6 protein-coding genes are annotated in these 13,012 nt (G+C 46.0%); all 6 read left to right on the top strand.

Annotated elements, in window-relative coordinates; genetic code table 11:
• Positions 1 to 76 precede the first annotated feature (76 nt).
• The 6 genes from DR864_RS00300 (at position 77) to DR864_RS00275 (ending at position 13,009) form a co-directional block, all read left to right on the top strand.
• Positions 77 to 3,328, top strand: coding sequence for a tape measure protein (locus tag DR864_RS00300; RefSeq protein ID WP_114065094.1), 3,252 nt, complete (start codon positions 77 to 79; stop codon positions 3,326 to 3,328).
• Between the two features lie 507 nt (positions 3,329 to 3,835).
• Positions 3,836 to 3,988: a hypothetical protein gene (locus tag DR864_RS30035; protein ID WP_205319175.1), complete on the top strand. Its 153-nt coding sequence runs from the start codon at positions 3,836 to 3,838 to the stop codon at positions 3,986 to 3,988.
• Between the two features lie 20 nt (positions 3,989 to 4,008).
• Complete coding sequence (locus DR864_RS00290) at positions 4,009 to 4,545, top strand: GNAT family N-acetyltransferase (protein ID WP_114065092.1); 537 nt, start codon at positions 4,009 to 4,011, stop codon at positions 4,543 to 4,545.
• 84 nt (positions 4,546 to 4,629) lie between these two features.
• Positions 4,630 to 7,263 (top strand): hypothetical protein, encoded by a 2,634-nt coding sequence (locus tag DR864_RS00285; protein ID WP_114065091.1) that lies wholly within the window; start codon positions 4,630 to 4,632, stop codon positions 7,261 to 7,263.
• A 146-nt stretch (positions 7,264 to 7,409) separates the two neighbouring features.
• Complete coding sequence (locus DR864_RS00280; protein WP_114065090.1) at positions 7,410 to 8,333, top strand: Ig domain-containing protein; 924 nt, start codon at positions 7,410 to 7,412, stop codon at positions 8,331 to 8,333.
• Positions 8,333 to 13,009, top strand: a complete 4,677-nt coding sequence (locus tag DR864_RS00275; protein ID WP_114065089.1) for a PA14 domain-containing protein — start codon at positions 8,333 to 8,335, stop codon at positions 13,007 to 13,009. Before DR864_RS00280 ends, DR864_RS00275 begins: the two co-directional genes overlap by 1 nt.
• Positions 13,010 to 13,012: the final 3 nt, after the last annotated feature.

Genomic DNA, 13,012 nt, shown 5'->3' with positions numbered 1-13,012 from the left:
TGAGCCCCTTTTTTTTATATCTTTGTCCTGACCACTACACCCCAAGCGACCAAAGCAACCTCTAACGCTTTGGCAAATGATTTCCTATCAAAAACTCTTCGATTTCGAGGGCCTCGAAAAGAAAATTGGCTCTATTGATGCCGAATACCAGAAATTTGTCACCAATACCGCCAATGGTAGCAATATTGTTAAAACGGCGATTTCCTCTTACGCCAAAGAGATAACCGACCTAATTCGGGAAATAAAATCTCTTAATCTCGCCCAATCTGGCTCCAATCAAAAGTTTGAACAACAATCAGAAAAGTTATCAAACTCCATCAAACGGCATGAGGAGCTAAAATCTATCATTGCCACACTTACTGACGCCCAAAACGCCAACGGTATTTCCATTGACAATTTAAAAGGCTCTCTAAAGCTTTTGCGTCAGGAATACGACAAACTCGACCCCAAAGCGGCCGACTTTAAATCCCAACAGCAACAGATTGCCCAAAAGGTCAATTTGGCAAAGCAGGCTATTGACGCCCAAAATGCCACATTGAAAGCGGCCAATCAAACTTTGGGTAGTATTGTAAACTCCTACGCCCGCCTTTCCAAAGAAACAAATGAATTTCGCAACCGCCTGCGAAATCTGGACAACGCCTTTGACCTCAACACTGGTAAAATCAACAAAAATAACAAAGAGGCGGTGGCACTGCTGTACCAAATTCAGCAGAACGATGCGGCTTTAAAGCGGATGGATGCCTCAATGGGCATTCACAACCGAAATGTTGGAAATTACACCAGTGCATTAAATGGCTTGCGTGGTAACTTCTTGATGTTGACAGGAACGCTGTTTGGAGTAGACAGCGCCCTGACAGCCGTAACTAAAACTTTTGAAGTCATCAACGATTTTCAGCGGTATCGTAACGCATTGGAGGTGGCTTCTGGTTCTACCAAGCGCTTCAATTCCAATCTTATTTTTCTTGAAAAACTGGCCAACGATACAGGTACTGCCATCGGAACGCTGTACCCAACCTTCACCAAATTGGAGGCCGCTGCGCGTGGCACTACCATGCAGGGCCAAAAAGTACGGGATATATTTTCGGGCATTGTTAAAATGGGCGCATCTCTCTCGCTGACCAATGAAGATGTGGAAGGGACCCTAAAAGCAATCGAGCAGGCCATGTCGAAGGGCAAAATACAGGCCGAAGAGTGGAGAGGCCAGGTCGGGGATCGTCTTCCCGGGGCGTTCAGATTGCTTGCTGAATCCATGGGTATTACCACTGCCGAGCTTGACAAGATGATGAAGGATGGTAAGGTGTATGCTGAGGATGTTTTGCCAAAAGTGGCCGCGCAAATTGAAAAAACCTACGGAGACAAGGCGGCTAAGAACTTAGAAACAATGACCGGGCAAATGACCCGTCTGAAAAACGAAACCTCGCTTTTGATTGATGAGTTTGCAAGGGATGGACAGGTAAGTTCTTTTTTTGGCGGCATTATCAAAGGAATTGCCGATACCATTTCAGCCTGGCGGGCACTGGCCAAAGAACAGGGTTTTTTACGAACAATGGCCCTTTTTGGCGCTGCTGTGGGAACCGGCAATCTGGGCTCTTTTAATCAGATAGCAAATGCCGCTCAGCAACGAAGCCAGCAAGCGCAGGGACTTGACTATTACGGGCCATTTGAGGGTAAAGATGCCGCTGGACGCGCGCAGCAAATTAATATGCAGCGTTTAACCGCTCAGCAAGCCAAACAAGAGTACGAGCTTTTTGATGGCAAATATGACCCCAAAAAGAAAAAGGAGCTTTTAGACTTTGCCAATGAGGAGTACAAACGCCTGAATACGATTATCATTCTTAATGATCAACTGCTCAAGAAAGAAAAGGCGCTGGCCGATGAACGGGCTAAGGCCGAAAAGGGGAAGGATAAGGCCGATAAAAAGCAGCTCACTCAGCTTGAAAAATTCGTTGAGGAATCCGAAAAGCTTTCCAAAGTGTTAATGGATGATGCATTAAAAGATGCAAAAGAGGGGCGGGTAATTGACCTTCCTGAGAAAGAAGTGCGCAAATGGTATCAACTATATGAAGTTTTGGAGCGAATGTCCAAGCAGTTGGGGTATGATATTCCCTCGTCAATTAAAAAGACAAAAGAGGCATTGGATAACGTGTTTTTTAAGCAGGGTTTACAGGCGTGGGGCTCGCAAAATGTTTTTGATACCGATACGAGTGATATTTCACCTGGCAAAGTACCTACTGAAAAAATTAATAAGCCAAAAGCGGAAAAGAAAAACGACCTGTTGGAGGAAATTCGTACCCGTTACACTACACGATTGGAGTTGGAAAAGCGATTTTCGACCGATTTGCGGCGCATGAAGAAGGAGGAACAGGATGAATTGAAAAAACTTTTAATTGAACAACAAGAGGCGGAACGGGAAGGTAATGAAGATCGAAAAAAACGAGCCAAAGAGGAGATTGATTTTAAAATTGATCAGTTTAAACGGGAGGCGGAAGAAAGAAAACGCATCCAAATTTCAATTGCACAGGCTGCATTGGAGTTGTCGCAGGCGGGGTTTGACTTGTACGCCTCTATTCAGGAAAAGAAGCTGATTCAACTAGAAAAGCAACAGGAATACGAATTGACATTAGCGGGCGAAAATGAGGAAGCGAAAGCAGCTATCACCGAAAGATTTGCCCGCCAAACCGCCGAAATCAGACGCCGTCAGGCTGTAGCGGAAAAAGCAATGGCCGCTTTTCAAATCGGAGTCAATACCGCATCTGCCATCATTTCCATGTTGGCCAATCCCGGAGGTCCTGCTGGTATTGCGCTTTCTGTGGTTGCTGGTGCAACTGGCGCCCTTCAGTTAGCAAACGTTCTTGCTAAACAAATACCCGCCTTCAAAAAAGGAACGCGCTACGCTCCCGAAGGTCCAGCATTGGTGGCCGAGGAAGGAGCTGAGCTTCACGAGTCTCAGGGTAAGTATTTCCTACACGAAAAACCATCGGTTGTACCTTTGAAACGCGGGGATAAAATTTACACCGCTGCCGAAACGTCGCGGATGTTGGCCGACCAATACAAATCACAGGAGCTTAACACTGTCATCACCCGTTCGGAAATACCCTCACTCATGGCCAAAAACCTGCAATTGTCTCAGCAAAAAGCCCAGATGAATATGAATTACGCCATTGCTCAGCAGCTTAATCTCAATGCCGACCGCATCGGGCAGACGGTGGCCAGTGCAGTCAGTAATTTACCTGTCAACGAGACACATTTTGATGAGGATGGTGTATGGGAGCGCCAGCGTAGACTGAACAGTGTGGTGACTTATCGGAAGGTGAGGCATGGGTTTTAATGGCGAAAAATGCCGTAATGTCAGCGGCATTTTTCATGCTTTTACCGAAGTTTTACGTATTAAATATGAAAATTTTAGAAAAATTTAGAAAAATTTTTTCTGCTAAAATGGGTGTTTACCCTGCGATAATAAGAATTGCACATGGATTTGCATCTATACTTCTACCGGTACCTTTTAAATCACTATAGGACTGTCTAATTTGTTCTGTGACGAAACATAACACCATCAGCTACGGTCGACCACTATATCAGCTTTACTTGCTCTAAAACGCCGCAAAATGCTGCACATAGCTGTACATAGCTGTGTCAAGTTAAATACATCAATTGTTGTAATTTACTGTTAATCAACTGATTGCAAATGTGTTGCATTTGTACTTTTAATTTTTACTTAGTAATTTTGCAGCATAAAACGACACTAGCACAGTTTTTATACAATAACCAATTAATAGTCTGCTTAAGATCAATAATTGATTTAAGGGTCAGGCTAAAACTTAAACCATTCTAAATTATGGCACGACCAATAAAGGAAACACCTGTTTTAACAGGTAGAGACGCGGCTCGCTTTGCCAAAAACATTGCTGAGTCAGAAAAGACAAAATTGTCCCGGACTGAAATGGAAAGAATGCGGGAGAACTTCAATAAATTCAAATTGGTAGATTAGCATTCGATAATATATATTCCATGTCAGGCCAGTTTCGCCTAATTCGTTTAAGTAATAGTTATCCCCTCAAAGACAAAATCTTTGATTGTGATGACAAAGACTTAAACGAATTTTTTTATCAGGACTCCTTACTCTATCAAAATGAATTACTGGCCGTCACCTATATCGTTGAAGATGAAGATAATGACGCTGTTTTGGGTTATTTTTGTGTCTTAAATGACAAACTTACTTCTGAAGATTTTAAAGAAGTAAGAAATAAAATTCAACGTAAAATTCCATATAGAAAGCATTATAAAACTTATCCATGTGTAAAAATAGGTAGGCTTGCCGTATGCGAGGGTGTAAAAAAAGCAGGAATAGGCACCTTTATAATTGATTACATCAAGTATTCCTTTTTCCATAATAATAAGACTGGATGTAGATTTATCACAGTTGATGCCTATGCTCAATCAACGGGCTTCTATGAAAAAATGGGTTTTTCATATTTAACAGAAAGTGATAAATCAGAGCCAACAAGACAAATGTATTTTGATCTTATGCGAATGAGTTCAATTTAGCCAAGGCCATATACAAAGTCTTTTTTTATATCTTTGCCCTACCAGCAACCAAGCGACCAAAGCACCTTCTAACGCTTTGGTTTTATGCAATCTACCATATTCGACTACTTAGGTCAGCCCCATACCATTGATGGGTTTCGGGATATGTACCCCACTTTCTTCCAACTGGTGTACAGCCTGGGCGGCGCAAGTCTCACGACCGATATTGAAGAGCCTACCACATGGGATGATGTTTCAATGGTCATCAGCCGCAATCCGCAATGGCATGGCTTCAACTATGAAGCACTGGATAATTTCAAACTGGCTTCTGACTGCCCAGCCGGTAAAGCCATCCTTAAATCCATCGACGAAGAACAGGGTTCAGATGCCAAAGTACTTCTACAAATCGGGGCCATTATTGATGAAGAAACCCGAATCATTGAACACGTAGGCAAGCTTAACATGAACACCTTTCGTGAGTCGGCGGGCGTGGTCACATGTGACGTGGAAGCCGATACCCTACAAAACCGCATTCAGGCCAAAGCAGATACAAAAGTGAACTTATTGGATTCGGTGGCGCTGGATGGCACATCGGTTACTCCCGCTGTTGTCAAAACTACCATTCTGCACTCCAAAGCATTTCGGGAGATATATCAGGTTACATCGGCTACTGATACAGCAGAGTCACTAACGATGGGCGATAGCGATGTTTATGTAATGCCCAACCTGTCAAGTCCCACCAAAAACGACCTAAAAACCACCTTCAACAACCCGTTCGGCATTGCCTTCTCTGACCCCGTAGCCGATAAAAATCCTTTTTGGAAAGCCTTCTCGGATGGCAAATACACCGTAACCGTTGCACTGAATGTTACCTGCGACTTAAATTTAAAACAGCGCCAATTTTCCTTGAACCGTGCCGCCATTACCAATTTCACGGCACAGCCTTATTTGGTGCACGAAAGAGAAACGGCCATTTTGGCCCGTTACCGTATCGGGGATGGAAAGTACAACGAACCTGATGGGTTTTATTACGGGCCTCTTTATGTCAGATTTACCGTTGATGGCACGGCGACAAATGCGCTTGAGATTCGGCAAGGCGATAATGTATACTTATTCATTGAAATAAAATACACTTATAGCGGGGCCAATGAGCTTGGTTCTACATCGCTGAAAGCGGTCAGTAGTAATTTTTCGATGCAGATTGATGGAGTTTCCAGAAATGTACAGTCTCCCACCAAAGGCCTTTTGGCTTATGATGCCATTCAACAATCCATTCGTTTAATTACTGGACAAAACAACTGTTTCCGTTCTTCCTTTTTTGGAAAATCTTCTGAGTTGTACCCTTCGGATGGCGATGGCGCCAACTATCTCAAAACGAATGGCTTTCAAATACGGCGGTTCGACAAAGGGATTCAACGCTCTTTTAAAGAAATCGTCGAAGATATTAACGCCATTTTTCACGTAGGATACGAGTATACAATCCAGAGCGGAGTGCCCATCATACGCATGGAAAAGGCGGAGTATTTCTATAAAGGTGGGGAGATTCTTAAAATTGATGAGGTGTCAAACTTGGTTATTGATACGGCCAAAGAGCTTATATTTTCCAATATCCAAATTGGTTACGGTAAATATCTGGATGAGGGCCTAAACTACCTTGACGAATTCAACGCCTATCATGAATACTCTACACCCATCCAAACAGAAAATGGGCGGTACCAAGCAACTTCAAACCTGATTGCTTCGGGCTACGCCATCGAGGCCACCCGCCGAGAGCAATTTGAATCCACGCCCAAAGACTCCACGCGTTACGACGATGATTTGTTTATTATCAGCGTCAATCCTGCTATCCCGTCTTATGTGGGCACGGCAACATTTACCAAAAATCCTTTATTATTTGCGGGTCGACCGCTTTTGCTTTTGCCTGTCAAGCCCTCATTTTGTGAAGTCGGCGTAAAACTTAGCATTTCGGGCACAACTCACCACAATGACGTATTTACCATTGTTAAGATTACCAACTTTGGAGTGCAGACGGTGATTGTACTAGACCGATTTGCCACCGGTGAAGTGGTGGCCAGCGCCACGATTCAACCCTATGACTTTGCGGGGTATGCTGAAAAGAACGAGAATTTTAGTACGGTTCAAAACCTATTGGAACCCGAAACATCCTACAATTTGCGTCGAACCCCAAAACAGAACCTACTCAACCACGCAGCATGGTTAAACTCTAGTTCGGCTTACAAAAGTGTGGCCGAAGTGTATAAAAATACCTTTACCAAGCTTAATGGTGATTTGGTTACGCAGCTCAAAACCACCGATGCATTCCCAGCATCAAACCCTGACCGACTTCTGTTAACTGAAAAAGCTGACATTAGCATCGAAAATGCCAACCGCGCTAAACGTATCTATGTACCTAAATGGATCACATTTGAATGTAGGCTCACCGAGGCTGAATTTAACGCCATCCGTAATGCTGTCAGAGGATGGAATAATGACGAAACCGATTACGGATTTATAACCATTCCCGATCTTGAAGGGAATGACATAAGCGGCTATCCATGGGAGATTCGCAGGCAGAAAAAAACGGGAAAGTCGTCAGTAAAACTCCTGAGAACTTACGCCTCGCTGGTAAACCAACAACAGGAAAACTGTGACGATTATGAAGGATGGACGTTTGAACAGTTTGAATCCAATCCCGTACCGCTTGCGGCCGAAAACTGTTTAATGAGCGCGTTCGGATAGAAAATACATCAATTGTTGTATTTAAAATTAATAACTTTTCTATCTTTGTTCACCAGCAACCAGCGACCTGCTCTGACCAAGCGGGTTACCAAACCCCTTCTTTTTTGTCCGAGCATTGAAAACATCTGTTTTTTCAATTACTCACTATGTCGCTGGTTGTCACCAAGGTTCTTGCTTCTCACACATTTGCTGATTTTCGAAGCATATTCAACGCAAATGCCGATGACGCTATCATCGTGCGCGGTGAAACCGACACGGATGTTGACGGCGTGCCGCTGATTCGTTTTTTGACCGAAAGTGATGAATCGTTCGAAATTCTACTTTCCGACTTCTATTCAATCACACAAGTAGATGAACTATTGGCCGATTTGCGCACTGAATTGTTGGCCGAATTTGAAACGCTGACCGGAACGGGTGGTGGAGGTGGTGGTGGTGGCTCTCTCCCGATTGTTGCTTCGCCCATTGCCGATATTGCCTTTGCTTATGGGGAGGCGATTGAAATTCTACTTTCCCCCAACAATGCCACCTCGCCCAATGGTACAATTGATAGCGTAACCGTTATTGGCCTACCGGGTTGGCTTTCTTACAATTCGGGTACGCGTATTATTTCTGGCACCGCTCCAACTGGCGCAACGGGTTCTTACCCGATTACCGTGCGCTACACAGACTCCATTGCGGCATACGTGGATGATGTTTTCAAAATACAGATTACCAGCGCAGCGCAGGTGGTTGCGTCAGAGCACATCTGGGCAGGTATGCTGGTAAATATCTACGACGATGGCGGTGTCTCTAAAATGCGTCCCGCCATTGGCACCGACGTAGACCATGTTGCCCATGGCTACATCGACAAAACTGTCAAGGTTGGACAGGCGGTCGAACCTCGCTTTGATAGCATCAAAACTTACATTGATTTGGTGCCAGGAGAACAATACTTTCTTTCTTGGACTGAACCGGGTGGTATTTCTACGGAGGGGCCCGATGAGGTGGGTCTTGTTTGGCAGCCCATCGGTTATGCTCTCTCAACTACGGAGCTCTTAATTGATATTGACACTTACATCCTTATAAGCTAATGGCAAAAAGATACACCGCAATTTCAGAGGATAGAAAGCGTCAGGTTGAGCGCGATTTGATTGAGGATGTGGAGTCGGAACTTGACGCTTACCTCAAGCGCGAAGTTATCACCGACCCGATTGACTTTCTGGCCATCACCAAAAACGGAAGTTGGCGGTTGGATGCTGATTCGTGGGCGGGTTTTGAGTATCCTCCTGGGGATTGTATTTCGCATGGACAGCTTGAAAGCTTCACCAATGGCGTAGATATTCGGCTCGAATTCACTGACGATGATGGATTTGCGGCCGTTCTCCGCAAGGTGAATGGTACTTGGGAAATCGACGAAGAGACAAACCCCGGCGGCTGGTATTACCCTAGCTCGGCAGAAATAAATGAGTTCGACGAGGCAGGTAATCAACTTGGACTGAAGGGGCGTTTTCGCAATGGAAAGCTGTTTGATTTTCAGCAGTTTGTTATTCGCAAGGATGATATTTTGATGGGCTTGTTGCCTGCCTATAACGTGCTCTCTGGTATCCCTAAATTAGACGAAGGCCAGCACGTAGCTTCCATAAATGGATCGTACGTCTATTACATCGAAGACTGGGCAGAAATCGCCGATGGCCCCGCCAACCTCACAGGAAAAGGCTTCTTGAGAATATCGTACTATAATGGCATTGTGCATTTTCAGGCATACAGCTTCGCTGACGGGGAAACTACTATGGCGCACGCCACCATCCCCGCGCAGGGAGAAGAAATGACAAAGTGGCGGATTGATTCGGATGTTTTTGCGACGATTGAGCAGCTTAATAATCGGCTGGAGCTCTACGCCCTCAAAAACCACATCCATGACGACCGATACTTCATCAAGGCGGAAATTGAGGCGATTGTGGCGCAGTATAAACTGGCTGAATGGCTTCCTGAAATCACGGACGTGAAAGGGTTGGCAATTACGTTGCTCAACAAATTGGACGTTTCGCTGTTTCACAATGCCTTACCAGGCGATGCTATAGTTTTGGGACCAGAAGGTGTGCCCGTAGCGGCTGACCTAACCGATGCTTATACCACTACGGTAGCGCTCGTTAATGCAAAAGAGGGTGTTGCTTACAGCACCGTGATTGAGGATATTTCGCTAATTTTCCCACGTGGTGCTGAAAATAAGCGAATCGCAGCAACAGCATCGGGACGTTGGATGGGGTTTGCGGGAGCCATTGTCGGTGGTTCGGGGGCAAACCTTACGCTTTCAGGCACCCCCACTAGTGCTGGGGTGGTGATGATTTCATTGGATTTCATCTGGACGATTGCGGGCATGGAGCGCCGCGAACAGCGGATATTATTCTTAACCGTCGAACCTGCGGCGGCTACAATTACAGCTCCTAATGCACCAACTGGACTGACGGCCACAGCAGTTTCTACTACGCAGATTAATCTTGCATGGGTAGATAATGCCACCAACGAATCTGTACAGGAAATCCAACGCAGTACCAACGCAGGATTTACCGACGCGGTGAAAATCGCAACCGTGGAAGCCAACGTAACGAGCTATCAAGATAAAGTAGGCTTATCGCCTGGCGTAACCTATTATTACCGCGTTAGAGCCTCCAACAGTACAGACAATAGCGCGTGGGACACAGACAGCGCTACCACACTAACCAATACCGCACCAACTTCGGGACTTTGGGCGAACTATTACGACACCGAGGATATCAACGCGCTCGGTACCGCCGCTGAAGGGCGCGTGGATACGGTGATCGATTTCGACCTCACCGCGGATGCTCCTTCGGAGGATGTAACGCCAGGGGCGTACATTGCGCGTTGGAGCGGCTTCATTAAGACACCTGTTTCGGGGAATTTTCAGTTTAATTTCGACGCTAACGCCAAATTTAGAATCTATTTTGGTGGGGCATTGGTCGTTGATTCCTGGGCGCTTACGACGCTAAGAAGCGTTGGTTTCAGCCGCGCCATGACGGCCGACGTGCAGGTGCCGATTCTGATCGAATATCTCCAGACCAACGCTGACTCCTATGCGCGTTTGGGCTATACAAATGGCAACGTGAATGACGTAGTGCCGACCGCTTGGCTGGTGCCACTCGAAGTGGCGCCATTGGTTGCGCCCGTGCTTTCGGCCGCGAATGTCGATTCTGACACTATTCGATTGTCATGGACGCTAACAACCGACCCCGACACCTTCGAGGTGTTTGGTGGGGTGGTCGACAACGCCAACAATAACAGCATCTTACCCCTGCTGACCAACATCACGCCTGCGGCTTCGGCTCGGACAATCGATGTTAACGGGTTGAACGCTGGTACCACTTTCGTTTTCGAAATGCGTTCGAAGAAAAACGGGGTGTACAGCGAGCTATCCAACCGCGCTACGGCTTCTACGCCCAACGCGGCCGACGTGCCTAACTCTGCTGCTCCTGTGATTCTTATCCGCCCTGCGTTAAGCACCAATACCCTGATTACGCAGTTCGCCGATAACAATACTGGCGATACCGAACTGTACACTTTTCGATTCAAGCAGGTCGGTACGGGGACTTGGTATTATCGGACAATTTCGGGCGGGCTTTCGACCAACGAGGCAGATGCTTACGCTTCTACCTACCCTGCTGGTAGCACGAGAGAGCTTAACTTATCGAATGATTTCTTTGCGGGGAAGCTCATTCGGGTGGAAGTGCGCGTAACCAAAGACGGGCTTTCGTCGCCTTGGGCTGGCTCAGAGGAGACGGAGACGGTGGGAGAAAATCGGGTGTATGAAATTATTGAAATGGATAAATTTCGTCCACGCAAAGCAACCAATGGACTGTGGTACGATAGCGAAGCTGAAACGGATAATAGCGTTTTTCATAACTTCTACTTTGCCGAGGATAGAAAAGAACTGTTTTTCAATGCGGACGGCTCGCCAAAGCCTTTTGTAGACATTTCTATTCCGGGCAATAGTATTATCATGTTCCGCAAATTGCGGGTGCGAAAAAGTACGTTTCGTGACATCCAGAAATTTGAGGAGTATGGCTATTTGGCCAATCTCAAGGGTGGCGACATTAACAACATTCAGTACAACGCTCAGGCGATTATTAGAACGTTTGACGAGGCGTATGTGCCACCCACCACACCGCCACCCACCACACCGCCGCCACCGCCACCCGTTACCCTAACACGTGCGCAAGCGATTAATTACAATGAGTCGCTTCCGCACTACATTGTAATCTACACAATGTCTTATACACAGTGGAAAATTGATCACATAAAAGGAGCTGCGTTGGCTTCGAAAAATGCAGGACTTAAGGAGATTCAATTAGCTTTTGCGCCTTATAAGGTCTGGAATAATTACACATCAGCAGGGGCGTTTAATGCCGATGCGCTGACGTGGACCTGGACAAACATCAACACTATTGTTAATTATGTGTGTAATGACTTAGGGTTAAGGCTAATTGTTCGTCTGCATCCTGATATGAGCGATTATTCGCTCACAACATTCGCCGCAAATGCTGACACGCCAGATTTAACAGCCGCATGGGGTGGGTACATGGATAAGAACTCGTCTGGTGGGATCATTGGCCTAAAAATGGATAATTTCGACAGTCCGCCATGGATGCTGTTTCGCCGTTTTTGTGCTGCTTTTAAGGCGCAGTACAATACCTACTGGACCACTGGAAAAATGTCGCTATGGGAATTCGCGATTAATACAAATCAAGAAGCCCAGATTTTTCCTGACTCTACGATTTCTTATCCTGGATACGTCGATTACGTAAACCGCACGGAGCAGATGTATGCCATGGGTCAACTGATGCTTTCAATCATGTCTGGCTGGGATGATTCTCAGTGGAATGTTGGAAGTTGGATCAATGAAGGCTATCAGCTTAAGGGCAACAGTATGGGCTATAATCGGTTCACGAATGGTTTTCGGGGTATGCGTGGCAACCACGACTCCAATTGGAGCGGTGAGCTTCGGGATTTTCACGACATGGTAATGTACACGCGCAGAAAAAAGGCCACAAACCGTTTTTTCTCGGTGGAGTATTTTCGAAAAGACAATGTAAGCACAGCAAGCGCTATGGCGGCCGCCATGGCAAGAAGCATGAATAACGGCGCATGGAGGGTTGGTTTTGTCTATGAAAGTCCAGAAGATACACAAGAAAAAGCTACGGCCGATGTTAGCAATTTTATTCGCGAGGTTGCAGGCGCTCTGCAAAACAGCGGTCACCTTGCCCGAGCCTTGGCTGAGCCTACGGCACACCCTGTGGAAAATGAATTCACGCTTTTTGCGGCGTGGAATCAGGCTTCACCAAATGGGCATGACCTCATGGTGCAAGCCTTCAATAATTACCGAAACCAGAATAATGGTGTACGGCAGTACATTGGGGTATCCTACGAAATGGGCAATACGCCTTCGATATCGGTTAGTCGCATTGCCTCAAATCAAATCAGGGTTACCGTATTGTCTCCTACATATAATGGAGCAGACGGCTACGAATATAGCTTCAGGGAGGTCGGTACATCTACGTGGTATACTTGGGACGAAAACGGCGTGATTACTACCAACAGTAGCAGCCCAGGGATTTGGTCATTGCTGAGTGGCGGTGGCGGTATTTCTAATATAACAAGCAGCTATTTTGTCGGCAAAACGGTGCAGGCAAGGGTAAGAATGTGGAAAACAGGACAGTTCCCTTCGACATGGTCAAACATAGTTTCAGAATAACAA

The sequence above is a fragment of the Runella rosea genome (genome assembly GCF_003325355.1).
Lineage (GTDB): Bacteria > Bacteroidota > Bacteroidia > Cytophagales > Spirosomataceae > Runella > Runella rosea.
This window is presented reverse-complemented; position numbering and strand designations above follow the sequence as displayed.

Bases quoted from the DNA above. Each gene is read 5' to 3' on its own strand.
- DR864_RS00280 (WP_114065090.1), top strand. From the start codon at position 7,410: ATGTCGCTGGTTGTCACCAAGGTTCTTGCTTCTCACACATTTGCTGAT.
- DR864_RS00290 (WP_114065092.1), top strand. From the start codon at position 4,009: ATGTCAGGCCAGTTTCGCCTAATTCGTTTAAGTAATAGTTATCCCCTC.
- DR864_RS00300 (WP_114065094.1), top strand. From the start codon at position 77: ATGATTTCCTATCAAAAACTCTTCGATTTCGAGGGCCTCGAAAAGAAA.
- DR864_RS00285 (WP_114065091.1), top strand. From the start codon at position 4,630: ATGCAATCTACCATATTCGACTACTTAGGTCAGCCCCATACCATTGAT.
- DR864_RS30035 (WP_205319175.1), top strand. From the start codon at position 3,836: ATGGCACGACCAATAAAGGAAACACCTGTTTTAACAGGTAGAGACGCG.
- DR864_RS00275 (WP_114065089.1), top strand. From the start codon at position 8,333: ATGGCAAAAAGATACACCGCAATTTCAGAGGATAGAAAGCGTCAGGTT.